The following is a 13,577-nucleotide window of genomic DNA, read 5'->3' as shown; positions in this document are numbered from 1 at the left end:
GGCAGGCAGCAGATGCCACGAACTAAGCGAGTAGGCACTGACCGGGTAAGATCAGGAAGGCATACAGATGGCGAATATACTCGTAGTTGATGATGAAATGGGCATCCGGGAATTACTCTCGGAAATTCTGGGCGACGAAGGCCACGCCATCACCCTGGCCGAAAACGCGCAGCAGGCACGCGAGGCGCGGGCCGCCGGCGCGCCCGACCTGGTGCTGCTCGATATCTGGATGCCGGACACCGACGGCGTCACCCTGCTCAAGGAATGGCAGCGCGACGGCCTCCTGACCATGCCGGTCATCATGATGTCCGGCCATGCCACCATCGATACCGCCGTCGAGGCCACCCGCATCGGCGCCCTGAATTTTCTCGAGAAGCCGATCGCGCTGCAAAAGCTGCTCAAGGCCGTGCAGCAGGGCCTGAACCGCGCGCAGGAAGTGGCGCGCGCGCCGCTGGCGCCGCCGCGTCCGGCCGTGACTACCGCGATGCCGATGATGGAGAACGGCGCCGGCAATGGCGCTATGCCCAGCCCTGCTGCGCCGATGTTCGCGCCGCCGGCCCCGCCGATGGGCAATGGCTCGCGCATGGTGCATGCGATGTCGCAGGGCGAAAGCGCCGGCTACACGCTGTCCTTCGACCTGCCGCTGCGCGAGGCGCGCGATGCCTTCGAGCGCATGTATTTCGAGCACCACCTCGGACGCGAAGGCGGCAGCATGACCCGCGTCGCCGAAAAGACCGGCCTCGAACGTACCCACCTGTACCGCAAGCTCAAGCAACTCGGCGTCGAGCCGGGCAAGCTCGCCAAGAAAGGCCTCTGATTGGTAGAAAGGGTCGCGACCACCCTGGTCACGGGCGCGTCCGCCGCCGCACGCGAGAGCGCCATCGCCGCGCTGCTCGCCGCCGTTCCCCCTGCAGGCCTGAGCGCCATCATCCTCGACGGGCTGCCAGCCGGCAGCTCGCCGATTCCCGAAAGCTCTTCCGTAAGACTTGTCCGACTCGCGGGCGGGTGTCCGTGCTGCGCCGGGAGCCTGGTTTTGCGTGTAACATTGAATCGACTGTTACGCCAAGGGCCGGAACGCCTGTTCATCGGTTTGGCAAGCAGTGAACACCTTGATCAGTTGCGATCGTGGTTGCAAGACCCACCATACGATCAGCTGTTGGCCCTGGAACCGGTTGTCTCACTTGAAATCGGTCCGGAAAGCCCCACTTCTTAACCGAAGTGAACAGCCAGTCGCCCGCCGCCGAGCGGCTGGTACGCACAACCAGTCTGATCGAGAGAAGGAGTCATCATGAACATGATCTATAACAGCGAACAGTACAGCGTCGTCGAGTTCGGCGTGGATCGCGAACTCGAAGCGCTGCGCTTCGGCGGCTATGAAATCGTCGACAAGGCCGGGCGGCGCGAAGCTTTCATCGGCGGCAAGCTGGCGCAATCGTTCCGCCGCGACGTCAACAACCTCATCGCGAGCGAGCCGACCATGGAAGAAATCGACGACTTCCTGGGCTCCTACGACACGCTTATGAGCCAGCCGGTCGTCCTGCATTGAACCTGAATCCGCCATTGCCGCTGGACGCGGCGATGGCGCCCCCCACGCCCCTGGCGTGGTAAGCTGCGCGCCATGTGCCAGCTCCTCGGAATGAACTGCAACGTCCCCACGGACATCGTCTTCTCCTTCACCGGCTTCGCCCACCGCGGCGGCCGCACCGACACCCACCACGACGGCTGGGGCATCGCTTTCTTCGAAGGCGCCGGCGTGCGCCACTTCGTCGATCACCAGGCCGCGGTCGCCTCGCCAATCGCCGAACTGATCAAGCGCTACCCGATCAAGTCCACCAATGTCATCGCCCACATTCGCAAGGCCACGCAAGGGCAAGTCGCGCTCGAGAACTGCCACCCTTTCGTACGCGAGCTGTGGGGCCGCTACTGGGTCTTCGCCCACAACGGCGACCTGAAGGATTTCGCGCCGCAGCTTACCGGGCCGTTCCGCCCGGTCGGCAACACCGACAGCGAGCTGGCCTTCTGCTGGCTGATGCAAAGCCTGCGCGCGGAATTCGGCGACACGCTACCTTCACTGCCGGCGCTGCGCGCTACTCTGGAGCGCCTGGTGGCGCAAGTGGCTGCGCACGGCACGTTCAACATGATGCTGTCGGACGGCACCGCGCTGTTCACGCATTGCTCGACCAAGCTGTGCTACGTGTTGCGCAAATACCCGTTCGTGACCGCCTCTTTGTCCGACGAAGATTTGTCGGTGGACTTCTCGCAGGTGACCACGCCCGACGACCGGGTCGCCATCATCGTGACCGAACCGCTCACCACCAACGAGACCTGGACCCAGTTCGCGCCGGGCGAATTGAAGCTGTTCGTGGACGGGTTGCCACAGTAATGCCCCTGTCATGACAGTTAAGTATCATTCCGCTAGTAAATTAATGCCAAGAAGCCACTAATTCTGACGAATACGGTAAAGTAGGTGTGTTCGCGAGCCCAACCAGACGACATGACCGATACCGCCAGCATTGACCAGTCCGCGCAGCCCCTGCGCCTGCGTAATTTCTACCTCGGGCGCCAGCCGGTGCTCGACCGTAACCAGGCGCTGTTCGGCTATGAATTGCTGTTCCGCGGCAGTGCCCAGGGACCGGCGCAGATCGATTCCGGCATCTCGGCCAGCGCCAGCGTCATCCACCACGCTTCGCAGCTGGGCCTGGCGCGCGCGATCGGCGACGCCACCGCCTTCCTGAACGTCGACACCGATGTCTTGATGAGCGACATGTTCGCCTTCCTGCCGCGCGAGCGCACCGTGCTCGAGATCGTGCGCACGGTGGAGCCGACCGATGCCGTCATCCAGCGCATGACCGAACTGTCCACCCATGGCTTCCGTTTCGCGGCCGAGGCTTCGGCGCACGGCGCCTCTTTGGCCCGCCTGCTGCCGGTGATCGACTTCGTCAAGATGGACCTGCGCGAGTTGCCGATCGTGACCCTGCTGTCGCTGGCCCCGCGCCTGCGCGGCACGGGCAAGCGCCTGGTGGCCGAAAAGGTCGAGACCCACAACGAATACCGCACCTGCCTGGACATCGGTTTCGATTACTTCCAGGGCTATTATTTCGCCAAGCCGACCGTCATCGCCGGCCGCAAGCTGTCGCCCTCGCAGGCGGCGGTGCTGGACCTGATGAACCTGGTGACCTCGGATGCCGACAATGCCGTCATCGAGCGCGCCGTCAAGAAGGACATCACGCTCGGCCTGAACCTGCTGCGTCTGGTGAACACGCCGGCCGCCGGGGCAGGGCGCCGCATCGAGTCGATCAGCCAGGCCCTGATGCTGCTGGGCCGCCGCCAGCTGCAGCGCTGGCTGCAGATCCTGCTGTACGCCGAGCCGGGCGTGCGCGGCCACAACCTGAGCCCGCTCCTGATGCTGGCCACCACACGCGCGCGCCTGATGGAACTGCTGGCCCAGCGCCTGCGTCCCGCGCAGCGCAACGTCTCGGACATTGCCTTCACGGTCGGCATGATGTCGCTGATGGATACGCTGTTCTGCATTCCGATGCAGGACATCGTCGAACAGATTCCCGTGATCGACGAAGTACGCCACGCCCTGCTGGTACGCGGCGGCTTCTTCGGCGAACTGTTGCGCCTGGCCGAATCGATCGAGCGCATGGAAGACACGGAAGACGAAGTGATGCCGGCGCTGAACAGCTTGTCGATCAATGGCGACGACCTGGCCGAGCTGGAAGTGTCGGCCTTCGAGTGGAGCGACAAGGTCGTTCGTTACGCCATCTGAAGCGCGATAAGCCGCACGCGCTTATCGGTCATATTGGATTTGCCGCGAATCGTAGCGTGGGCAGGTTTCCTGCCCACGCGCTCAACCAGTGGATGAACAGTCGCGCGGCTATTCACGCTGCGCCAACCCTGAAAAACCTCACCCCGTCGCGCCAGACCGCCACTGGCTGTACAACTCCGGATCGCTGCGCAACTCCCACAAGCCCAGCACGATGGTCGCGATGCCCGCAACGACCAGGGTCCAGGTCATCGCCACGTCGTTCACCGCATCCACCATCCACGGCGAGATCGTCACCCACGCGCCCACGATAATATTGAACAGCACGGCCCAGACATAAGTTTTGTACAGGTCGAAGGCCGCCAGAATGCCGATAATGGCGCCGGCCAGGATGGCATTCCACGCCACCGGCGAACCGGGCGGGTAAGCGAATACCCAGGGCGAAACGAATAGCCAGACGCCGATCACCACCATCAGCTGGTCTTGCCAGCGTCTGGTCGACAGATGCATTGCCATGATGAGCTCCTTCGCCAAGGTCGGGGCGATGATGGAAGCTTAGACAAGCCGGGGTGTGCAGACGTTCCCGTGCGCCGGCGCGCGGGAACAAAAAAGCTGCCGTGCCGCCGGCTTGGGGCCGGCGGCAGGTAAGGGAATTACAGGTTCGGCGCCAGATGGCGTTCGAGCTCGGCCTTGTCAATGCCGCGGCGCTTGGCCATGTCCTCGACCTGGTCGTCGCCGATCTTGCCGACCACGAAATACTTCGATTCCGGGTGGGCAAAGTAAAAGCCCGACACGGCCGCGCCCGGGTACATCGCATACGACTCGGTCAGCTCCATGCCGATCTCCTCAAGCTCGAGGGTGCTGAACAGCTCGGCCTTCACGGTGTGCTCCGGGCAGGCCGGATAGCCCGGCGCCGGGCGGATGCCGCTGTAGGTTTCCTTGATCAGGGCTTCGCAGCTCAGGTCTTCGCCCGCCGCATAGCCCCACAAATCGGTGCGAACGCGCTCGTGCAGGTATTCGGCAAAGGCCTCGGCCAGGCGGTCGGCCAGGGCCTTGAGCATGATCGACGAATAGTCGTCGTGGGCCGCTTCGAAACGCTGCTCGTGCTTCTCTATCCCCAGGCCCGCGGTCACCGCGAACATGCCGATATAGTCGGCCACGCCGGAGTCTTTCGGCGCGACGAAGTCGGCCAAGCACTGGTTCGGGCGCTGCACGCCATCGACCACCGGCTTGACGCCCTGCTGGCGCAGGCCATGCCAGGTGAAGGCCACGTCCTTGCGCGACTCGTCCGCATAGATCTCGATGTCGTCGTCGTTCACCGAATTCGCCGGCAGCAGCGCGATGGCGCCGTTGGCGGTCAGCCAGCGGCCGTCGATGATCTTCTTGAGCATCGCCTGCGCTTCCTCGAACACCTTGCTGGCGGCCTCGCCGACTACTTCGTCGGTGAGGATGGCAGGGTAGGGGCTGGCCAGGTCCCAGGTCTGGAAGAACGGGCCCCAGTCGATGTAGCGCGCCAGGGTTGCGAGCTCCACGTTCTTGAAGATACGGCGGCCGATGAACTTCGGTTTCACCGGCGAGAACGAGAGGCGTGCGCGGTTGCCGCGGGCCTGCTCGAGGGTCAGCATCGGCAGCGCCTTCTTGTTGGCGTGCTGGATGCGGATGCGTTCGTAGTCCTGCGCCAGCTCGATGATGTAGGCGTCGCGCGTGTCGTCCGTCAGGAGAGACTGGCCCACCGAGACGGAACGCGAGGCGTCCGGCACGTAGACCACCGGGCCGTCGTAGTGCGGCGCGATCTTCACGGCCGTGTGCGCGCGGCTGGTGGTGGCGCCGCCGATCAGCAGCGGGATTTTCCTTTCGCGGAAATAGGGGTCGCGCTGCATCTCGCGGGCCACGTGGGCCATCTCTTCCAGCGAAGGCGTGATCAGGCCGGACAGGCCCACGATGTCGGCGTTCTCCGCCTTGGCGCGGGCCAGGATGTCCGAGCAGGGCACCATCACCCCCATGTTCACGATCTCGAAGTTATTACACTGCAGGACCACCGAGACAATGTTCTTGCCGATGTCGTGCACGTCGCCTTTCACCGTGGCGATCACCAACTTGCCCTTGGGCTTGGCGACGATGCCGGTACGGGCTTCTTCCAGCGCCTTTTCTTCTTCGATGAAGGGCACCAGGTGGGCCACGGCCTGCTTCATGACGCGCGCCGATTTCACCACCTGCGGCAGGAACATCTTGCCTTGGCCGAACAGGTCCCCGACGATGTTCATGCCGTCCATCAGCGGGCCTTCGATCACGTGGATCGGGCGGCCGTTGGCAGCCAGAACCTGCTGGCGCATCTCTTCGGTGTCCTCGACGATCCACTGCGTGATGCCGTGCACCAGCGCGTGCGCCAGGCGCTTCTCCACAAGCGCGTTGCGCCACTCGAGGTTCTGCTCCTGCTTGCTGCCGCCGGCTTTCAGGGTGCCGGCGAATTCGATCATGCGCTCGGTGGCGTCCTCGCGGCGGTTCAGCACCACGTCCTCGACGCGCTCGCGCAGCTCGGGCGACAGGTCGTCGTAGACGCCGACCATGCCGGCGTTGACGATGCCCATGGTCATGCCGGCCTTGATCGCGTGGTACAGGAAGACGGTGTGGATCGCCTCGCGCGCCGGGTCGTTGCCGCGGAAGGAGAAGGAGACGTTCGACACGCCGCCCGACACCTTCGCGTGCGGCAGGTTCTTGCGGATCCAGGCGGTGGCTTCGATGAAGTCCACCGCGTAGTTGTTGTGCTCTTCGATGCCGGTGGCAATGGCAAAAATGTTCGGATCGAAGATGATGTCTTCGGGCGCGAAGCCCACCTGCTCGACCAGCACCTTGTAGGCGCGGCCGCAGATCTCGGTCTTGCGTGCGAAGGTGTCGGCCTGGCCCTTCTCATCGAACGCCATCACGATTACGGCGGCGCCATAGCTGCGGCAAAGACGCGCCTGGCGGATGAATTCATCCTCGCCTTCCTTCATCGAGATCGAGTTGACGATGGCCTTTCCCTGCACGCATTTCAGGCCCGCTTCGATCACGCTCCATTTGGACGAGTCGATCATGATCGGCACGCGCGAGATATCGGGTTCGGAGGCAATCAGGTTCAGGAAGCGTGTCATGGCTGCCTGCGAGTCGAGCATCGCTTCGTCCATGTTGATGTCGATGACCTGTGCACCGTTCTCGACCTGCTGGCGCGCCACCGACAGCGCCTCGTCGAACTGCTCGTTCAGGATCATGCGCGCAAACGCTTTCGAACCGGTGACGTTGGTGCGCTCGCCGACGTTGACGAACAGAGAGCTGTCGTCGACAGTGAAGGGCTCCAGGCCCGACAGGCGCATCGCGACCGGGATTTCCGGAATTTGACGTGGCGCGTGACCTTCGAGAATCCTGGAGATCGCGGCGATGTGCTCGGGCGTGGTGCCGCAGCAGCCGCCGGCGATGTTAATGAAGCCGGCGTCGGCGAATTCGCGCAGCAGGGCCGAGGTATCGGCCGGGAGCTCGTCGAAGCCGGTGTCGCTCATCGGGTTGGGCAGGCCGGCATTCGGGTAGATGCAGACAAACGTATCGGCGATTTGCGAGAGCTCTTCCGCATAGGGACGCATCAGGGCCGCGCCCAGCGCGCAATTCAGGCCGATGGTCAGCGGCTTGGCGTGGCGTACCGAGTTCCAGAAGGCCGGCACGGTCTGGCCCGACAGGATGCGGCCCGAGGCATCGGTGACGGTGCCCGAGATCATGATAGGCAGGCGCAGCAGCTCCGGGCGCTCGTTGAAATACAGGTCGATCGCAAACAGCGCGGCCTTGCAGTTCAGGGTGTCGAAAATGGTCTCGACCAGCAGCACATCCGCGCCGCCATCGACCAGGCCTGCTACCTGCTCATGGTAGCTGGCGACCAGCTGGTCGAAGGTGACGTTGCGCGCGGCCGGGTCGTTCACGTCCGGCGAGATGGATGCGGTCTTGGGCGTCGGCCCGAGCGCGCCGGCCACGAAACGCGGCTTGTCCGGCGTGGAGTATTTGTCGCAGGCCGCACGCGCCAGCTTGGCCGCTTCCACGTTCATCTCGTAGGCGAGATGCGCCATGTGGTAGTCGTCCTGGGCCACGCTTGTTGCGCCAAAGGTGTTCGTCTCGAGCAGGTCGGCGCCGGCAGCCAGGTAACGCTCGTGGATTTCCTGGATGATCTGCGGCTGGGTGAGTGTTAAGAGCTCGTTATTGCCCTTCACGAAAAGCTCGCGGTTGCCCACGCCTTCGGGGGCGGCAAAGTCCGCGAAACGCTCGCCGCGGTAGGCCGCTTCATCGAGCTTGTACTGCTGGATGATGGTGCCCATCGCGCCATCCAGGATCATGATGCGGCGCGACAGAATCTCGCGCAGCTGGGCGTCGATCGGGGAAATGTTGGCGTGGCGGGCGTTCATGGTGGGCGACTTTCTGGACAAGCGGCAAGGAGAGCTGATGGGGGCCGTTACTGTTGGGCGGTCTGAAATTATACGTCAAGGCGCCCATTTCCTCTGGAGGCGCCGATTTGTGGCTTTGTGTTTGTATCTTTATGTAAGTAAAACGTGAACTGATACATGACGTTACAAAACCCGGGGTATCCGCAATCTTTACGTTACAGACACGGACGACAATTACTCCATCGACACATTGTTGGCGATGCTTTTAACGGGATAAAGTATGAACAAAGAATATGTACCGGATTGGGACCAAGCGGTGATGCGTGATGACGAACCGGCGGTGGCACCGAAGCAGCAAATGATCAATGGCGTGAAGCAGATCGTAACGATCCGCCTCGACGTGGACATGCTGGAATGGTTCAAGGCTGCCGGTCCGGGCTACCAGACCCGTATCAACCAGGTGCTGCGCGAGCACATGGATGCGCAGCGCGCTGCTGCGGCGGAATACGACAAGTGATGTGATGGGGCGTAGGCCCAAATATGCCGAGTAATCGGTGTACCGTAGGGTGGGCGGGTCTCCCGCCCGCGCGGTGATAGGTAACCCATTCACGCCACAGCACGTCCGTGCTACCGCGTGTTGACCGCGTGGGCGGCGCAGCCGCCCACGCTATGAAAAGTTCAACCCGGCTAACGGGAAGCTTTTCAGGAATTCCACCGCAGGCAAACGCTTGCCACCCGGCTTCTGCAATTCAGTAAACCGCAGCGCACCTTCTCCACACGCCACCACGATCCCCTGCTGCCCATCCGCGGCCAGCACCTGCCCCGGTGCGCCACTACCTGTGGCCAGCTCGGCATTCCAGATCTTCACCGTCACGCCGTCGACCAGCCCGTGCGCACCCGGGAAGGGATTGAACGCGCGCACCCGGCGCCACAGCAGTCCGGCCGGCAGGCTGAAATCGAGTTTCGCTTCTTCCTTGGTGATCTTGGCCGCATAGGTCACGCCTTCTTCCGGCTGCGGGACTGCCTCCAGAGCGCCCTGTTCGAGCTTGCGCAGCGCCTCGACGATCATGCGACCGCCCAGCTCGGCGAGCTTGTCGTGCAGGCTGCCGGTGGTGTCGCTGTCTTGAATGGCCACGCGCTCGATCAGCATCATCGGCCCGGTATCGAGCCCTTCCTCCATGCCCATGATGGTCACGCCGGTCTCGACGTCACCGGCCTCGATGGCGCGGTGGATCGGCGCGGCGCCGCGCCAGCGCGGCAGCAGCGAGCCGTGGATATTGATGCAGGGCTTGATGTCGAGCGTGGCACGCGGCAGGATCAGCCCATAGGCCGCCACCACCATCACGTCGTAGTCCAGCGCCAACAGGCGTTCGTGGGCGGCGCGCGCCTCGAGGCCACGCTGCGGGTCCTTGCTATCCATGCGCAGGGACAGCGGCTGCGCGACGTCCATGCCGTGCGCCAGCGCATATTGTTTCACGCTGGATGCCTGCAACTGCATGCCGCGCCCGGCAGGGCGGTCGGGCTGGGTCAGGACCAGGGGAATCTCGAAGCCGGCCTCGTGCAGGGCACGCAGGGCACAAGCGGCGAACTCGGGGGTGCCCGCAAAAACGACTTTCATGGGGGCGCCGGGATCAGTAGCGGCGGCCGGCGGCCTTCAGCGCGGCCTCGCGCTCCATGCCGCGTTCTTCCTTCTGCAGCTTGGCCTTGATGCGATTGCGCTTGAGCGGCGACAGGTATTCGACGAAGACCTTGCCCACCAGGTGGTCCATCTCGTGCTGGATGCACACGGCCAGCAGGCCGTCGGCTTCGACTTCGAATTCCTTGCCGTCGACGTCAAAGGCCTTGCACTTGACGCGCGACGGGCGCTCGACGCCGTCGTAGATGCCCGGCACCGACAGGCAGCCTTCGTCGTAGACCTGCTTGTCGTTGCTGGCCCAGGTGATTTCCGGGTTGATGAAGACCATCAAGTTGTCGTTGGTTTCCGAGACGTCGATGGTGATCACGCGCTCGTGCACGTCCACCTGGGTGGCGGCCAGGCCCACGCCGGGTGCGTCGTACATCGTGGCGGCCATGTCCGCGACCAGCTGGCGCAGGCGCTCGGTGCCGAATTCAGTGACCGGAGCGGCGATCTTGTGCAGGCGCGGGTCGGGGTAGCGGAGGATATTCAGTAAGGCCATAGTCAGGGAGATTCAGGAATAGGTGGTGTTTAATCGGGTTGCGGCTCGACCAAAAATGCAACACTCGTCCGGCCTTGCAGGACGCGGTTTGTCTTGCTAGTTCGGGGAATTGTGTGCAGAATTTGATTCAGTACGGCAACCCTTTTACGATCAGGGAGCGGCGCATCGTGCTGTCGGGCTCCGCATTTGCTGGGGTCTGGTGACGCACGCTGCCAGCGATCCGGTGTAAAAGCCGCAATTTACGGACGCAACAACGGACGTCTCAATGAAAAATTTTAGCACAGTCGTGACCCGCGCTGCTGCAGTGGCGCTCGTTGCATGTGCCGCGACGGCAGCAAGCATGGCCAGCCCGGTCCAGGCCGCCGAGTGCGCGTTCCGCCCGAATGCGCCCGACCAGCATGTCGTGGTCAAGGGCGATACCCTCTGGGATATTTCCGGCACCTTCCTCCAGAACCCGTGGTGCTGGCCTCAGGTCTGGGGCATGAACCGCGACGAAATTCGCAATCCGCACTGGATCTATCCCGGTCAGGTCATCTATTTCGACCGCGCGCGCGGCCGCCTGTCGCTGACCCGCCCGGGCGGCGATGGCCGCGGTGAGCCGCCAATCACGAAACTCTCGCCCCAGGTGCGCACCGAATCGCTCGGGCGCGACGCTGTGCAATCGATCCCGGCCGGCATGATCGAGCCCTACCTGACCCAGCCGCTCGTGGTCGAGGCCGATGAACTGGCTGGCGCGCCGCGCATCGTGGCCTCGCAGGAAGGCCGCGTCTTTCTCGGCGCCGGCGACCGCGTGTATGTGAAGGGCACGCTGCAGGGCGGCACCAGCTTCCAGGTCTTCCGTCCGGGCGGCATCCTGCGCGATCCCCAGACCCGCAAGGTGCTGGCGCGCGAAGCCGCCTACCTGGGCAGCGTGGCGCTCGATACCGAGGCAAAACCGGGCGTGGACGTGCACACCTTCCGCGTCACCGAAACGCGCCAGGAAATCGGCGTGGGCGATCTCTTGATCCCGATGCCGCCGGCGCCGGTGCGCAACTACATGCCGCACCCGCCGCTCCAGCCGGTCGACGCACGCGTGATGTCGATCTACGCCGGCGTGACCTATGCCGGCCAGAGCCAGGTGATCACTGTCAATCGGGGTTCGCTTGACGGACTCGATGTCGGCTCCGTGCTGCAGCTTTATCATCTCGGGAGAACGATGGTCGACCCGGCCCATAAAGGCGTGCTCGGCATCGGCAAGCAGAACATCAAGCTGCCCGACGAGCAATATGGCAGCCTGTTCATTTTCCGTGTGTTCAAGAACGTCTCGTACGGCTTGATCATGCAAGTGACAGCGCCGGTGGAAGTCGGCGACGTGGCCCGCTCACCGGAGTAAACCCTACCGTGCAGGACACGGCCCCCCATCCCGCCAGCAGTGGCGCCTCTCCTTCACCCGTCGCCGACTGGATCCGCCTGGAGCAGGCGAGCGGGGTGGGGTGCCGGACGGCCCACCTGCTGCTCGGCGCCTTCGGTTCGCCCGCGGCGATCTTCCGTGCCGGCCATGCGGCGCTCGCCGCGCACGTGCCGGCGGCAACCGCCGCGGCGCTGTGCGGGCCCATGTCGCCCGAACTCGCGCAATTGCTGGATGCCACCCATCACTGGCTGGCCCAGCCGCTGCACCACATCCTCACCCTGCACGACCCGGGCTATCCCGAATTGCTGCGGCATATTCCCGATCCGCCCTTGCTGCTCTATATAAAAGGGCGGCGCGCGCTGCTCGATGCGCCGATGGTCGCGGTGGTCGGCAGCCGCAATGCCAGCACGCAAGGCCGCGCGAACGCGGAAGGGTTTGCGCGGTCGCTGTCCGAGGCCGGCCTGTGCGTGGTGTCGGGCCTGGCGCTGGGCATCGATACCGCGGCGCACGAAGGCGCGCTGCGCGGGGCCGGCTCCACGATCGCCGTCATTGGCACCGGCATCGACCGCGTCTATCCGGCGCGCAACCGCGCACTCGCCCACCGCATCGCCGAAGAAGGCTGCATCCTCAGCGAATATGCCATCGGCACGCCGCCGATGGCAGGGAATTTCCCACGCCGTAACCGCATCATCAGCGGCATGACCGCCGGCGTGCTCGTCATCGAGGCGGCGGCGCAGTCGGGTTCCCTGATCACGGCACAACTGGCGGCCGAGCAAGGCAGGGACGTGTTCGCGCTGCCAGGCTCGATCCACTCGGCACTGGCCAAGGGTTGTCACCAGCTGATCCGCGAAGGCGCGCGCCTGGTCGAGACCGTCGACGAGGTGCTGGAGGCCATGCAGATGTCACCGCTGGCGCGCCGCCCCGCACCAGCAGGCTTGTCCGGCAACGGGGCGCTGCTCGATGCGCTGGGCCACGATCCGGTTGAGCCGGACGAACTGCTCGCTTGCACCGACGGCGATGCGGCCCTGCTGGCGGGCGAACTGCTGGCGCTGGAGCTGGCCGGGCTGGTCGAACGCTTGCCTGGCGGCCGGGTGCAGCGGGTGGTCCGGATCGCTTGAACCACTTAGCATGCCGGTTCTCCCATATTCATCCTGCATGGATTGATGCGAAAAAGCGTATTCTTCCTGAGATGCTGAGGTGGAATGGTTGGCCTTGATTCGGCAGTAAACAAGGAAAACTGTACGAACGGATAAGGCCTCGATACAACGTTTTTTATCGGCCGCGCGCCCCGCTGCGAGACACTCTTGTGCCGCGATGAGCTTAGCTGCTACAGTAGCGACACTATGTTTGACATCCTGGTCTACCTCTACGAGACGTACTATCGTCCTGACGCCTGCCCCGAGCCGGCGGCCCTGGCACGCAAGCTGTCCGCCGTCGGTTTCGATGACATCGAAATTTCCGAAGCGCTGGACTGGCTGTCCGGGCTGACCGAAGCGGAAGTTACCGACGCCATCGATGCCTGCACCGGCACACGTTATTACGTGGACGAGGAATACATCGAGCTGGGCAGCGCCGCGATCGGCTTCATCCAGTTCCTCGAGAGCGCCAAGGTGCTCAGCCCGACGCAGCGCGAGATCGTCATCGAACGCGCGCTGGCCTGCGACGAGTCGCCGGTGGCGCTGGGCAAGCTCAAGATCATCGTGCTGATGGTGCTGTGGAGCCAGGGCAAGGAACCCGATGCGCTCATGTTCGACGACCTGTTCGGCGACGACGACGAGCAGGAACCGCGGCTGCTGCACTAGGCGGCGCGACAGAATACACAACGGGGCTTCGAGCCCCGT

The 13,577-nt window shown here is 64.0% G+C and carries 12 protein-coding genes; 8 read left to right on the top strand and 4 right to left on the bottom strand.

The window, feature by feature from the left end:
• Positions 1 to 67 precede the first annotated feature (67 nt).
• The 4 genes from AC56K1_RS19575 to AC56K1_RS19560 all read left to right on the top strand — a co-directional run bounded on the left by AC56K1_RS19575 (position 68) and on the right by AC56K1_RS19560 (position 3,772).
• Positions 68 to 817 (top strand): response regulator, encoded by a 750-nt coding sequence (locus AC56K1_RS19575; protein ID WP_497159462.1) that lies wholly within the window; start codon positions 68 to 70, stop codon positions 815 to 817.
• A gap of 471 nt (positions 818 to 1,288) precedes the next feature.
• Positions 1,289 to 1,546 (top strand): BTH_I0359 family protein, encoded by a 258-nt coding sequence (locus AC56K1_RS19570; RefSeq protein ID WP_159696519.1) that lies wholly within the window; start codon positions 1,289 to 1,291, stop codon positions 1,544 to 1,546.
• 72 nt (positions 1,547 to 1,618) lie between these two features.
• Positions 1,619 to 2,383 carry a class II glutamine amidotransferase gene (locus AC56K1_RS19565; protein ID WP_497159461.1) on the top strand — a complete coding sequence of 255 codons (765 nt, stop codon included), beginning with the start codon at positions 1,619 to 1,621 and terminating at the stop codon, positions 2,381 to 2,383.
• A gap of 111 nt (positions 2,384 to 2,494) precedes the next feature.
• Positions 2,495 to 3,772: an EAL and HDOD domain-containing protein gene (locus AC56K1_RS19560; RefSeq protein ID WP_497159460.1), complete on the top strand. Its 1,278-nt coding sequence runs from the start codon at positions 2,495 to 2,497 to the stop codon at positions 3,770 to 3,772.
• A gap of 138 nt (positions 3,773 to 3,910) precedes the next feature.
• On the opposite strand, the gene AC56K1_RS19555 is transcribed toward AC56K1_RS19560, so the two are convergent.
• Together AC56K1_RS19555 and metH are read right to left on the bottom strand one after the other, a co-directional pair.
• Positions 3,911 to 4,285 (bottom strand): SPW repeat protein, encoded by a 375-nt coding sequence (locus AC56K1_RS19555; protein ID WP_497159459.1) that lies wholly within the window; start codon positions 4,283 to 4,285, stop codon positions 3,911 to 3,913.
• Between the two features lie 137 nt (positions 4,286 to 4,422).
• A complete protein-coding gene (gene metH / locus AC56K1_RS19550) occupies positions 4,423 to 8,190 on the bottom strand; it encodes a methionine synthase (RefSeq protein ID WP_497159458.1) in 3,768 nt (1,255 codons plus the stop codon).
• A 259-nt stretch (positions 8,191 to 8,449) separates the two neighbouring features.
• Here metH and AC56K1_RS19545 point away from each other — a divergent pair, with 259 nt between their 5' ends.
• Positions 8,450 to 8,686 carry a BrnA antitoxin family protein gene (locus AC56K1_RS19545; RefSeq protein ID WP_497159457.1) on the top strand — a complete coding sequence of 79 codons (237 nt, stop codon included), beginning with the start codon at positions 8,450 to 8,452 and terminating at the stop codon, positions 8,684 to 8,686.
• Positions 8,687 to 8,836: 150 nt separating this feature from the next.
• Here the strand turns inward: AC56K1_RS19545 and fmt are convergent, their stop codons facing one another.
• On the bottom strand, positions 8,837 to 9,787 hold the full coding sequence (gene fmt / locus AC56K1_RS19540) for a methionyl-tRNA formyltransferase (protein WP_497159456.1): 951 nt from the start codon (positions 9,785 to 9,787) through the stop codon (positions 8,837 to 8,839).
• Positions 9,788 to 9,800: 13 nt separating this feature from the next.
• Positions 9,801 to 10,346: a peptide deformylase gene (gene def, locus AC56K1_RS19535; protein ID WP_497159455.1), complete on the bottom strand. Its 546-nt coding sequence runs from the start codon at positions 10,344 to 10,346 to the stop codon at positions 9,801 to 9,803.
• Between the two features lie 265 nt (positions 10,347 to 10,611).
• On the opposite strand from def, the gene AC56K1_RS19530 reads away from it, so the two are divergent.
• The 3 genes from AC56K1_RS19530 (at position 10,612) to AC56K1_RS19520 (ending at position 13,538) form a co-directional block, all read left to right on the top strand.
• A complete protein-coding gene (locus AC56K1_RS19530) occupies positions 10,612 to 11,718 on the top strand; it encodes a LysM peptidoglycan-binding domain-containing protein (RefSeq protein ID WP_497159454.1) in 1,107 nt (368 codons plus the stop codon).
• A gap of 8 nt (positions 11,719 to 11,726) precedes the next feature.
• Positions 11,727 to 12,854, top strand: a complete 1,128-nt coding sequence (gene dprA / locus AC56K1_RS19525) for a DNA-processing protein DprA (RefSeq protein WP_497159453.1) — start codon at positions 11,727 to 11,729, stop codon at positions 12,852 to 12,854.
• 225 nt (positions 12,855 to 13,079) lie between these two features.
• Positions 13,080 to 13,538 carry a Smg family protein gene (locus AC56K1_RS19520; RefSeq protein ID WP_497130143.1) on the top strand — a complete coding sequence of 153 codons (459 nt, stop codon included), beginning with the start codon at positions 13,080 to 13,082 and terminating at the stop codon, positions 13,536 to 13,538.
• Positions 13,539 to 13,577: the final 39 nt, after the last annotated feature.

This window comes from Telluria sp. ZB4P37 (assembly GCF_059685855.1).
This window is presented reverse-complemented; position numbering and strand designations above follow the sequence as displayed.

What these genes read in the sequence shown, in the direction of transcription:
- AC56K1_RS19575 (WP_497159462.1), top strand. Translation starts at nt 68, where the DNA reads ATGGCGAATATACTCGTAGTTGATGATGAAATGGGCATCCGGGAATTA.
- AC56K1_RS19570 (WP_159696519.1), top strand. Translation starts at nt 1,289, where the DNA reads ATGAACATGATCTATAACAGCGAACAGTACAGCGTCGTCGAGTTCGGC.
- AC56K1_RS19565 (WP_497159461.1), top strand. Translation starts at nt 1,619, where the DNA reads ATGTGCCAGCTCCTCGGAATGAACTGCAACGTCCCCACGGACATCGTC.
- AC56K1_RS19560 (WP_497159460.1), top strand. Translation starts at nt 2,495, where the DNA reads ATGACCGATACCGCCAGCATTGACCAGTCCGCGCAGCCCCTGCGCCTG.
- AC56K1_RS19555 (WP_497159459.1), bottom strand. Translation starts at nt 4,285, where the DNA reads ATGGCAATGCATCTGTCGACCAGACGCTGGCAAGACCAGCTGATGGTG.
- metH (WP_497159458.1), bottom strand. Translation starts at nt 8,190, where the DNA reads ATGAACGCCCGCCACGCCAACATTTCCCCGATCGACGCCCAGCTGCGC.
- AC56K1_RS19545 (WP_497159457.1), top strand. Translation starts at nt 8,450, where the DNA reads ATGAACAAAGAATATGTACCGGATTGGGACCAAGCGGTGATGCGTGAT.
- fmt (WP_497159456.1), bottom strand. Translation starts at nt 9,787, where the DNA reads ATGAAAGTCGTTTTTGCGGGCACCCCCGAGTTCGCCGCTTGTGCCCTG.
- def (WP_497159455.1), bottom strand. Translation starts at nt 10,346, where the DNA reads ATGGCCTTACTGAATATCCTCCGCTACCCCGACCCGCGCCTGCACAAG.
- AC56K1_RS19530 (WP_497159454.1), top strand. Translation starts at nt 10,612, where the DNA reads ATGAAAAATTTTAGCACAGTCGTGACCCGCGCTGCTGCAGTGGCGCTC.
- AC56K1_RS19520 (WP_497130143.1), top strand. Translation starts at nt 13,080, where the DNA reads ATGTTTGACATCCTGGTCTACCTCTACGAGACGTACTATCGTCCTGAC.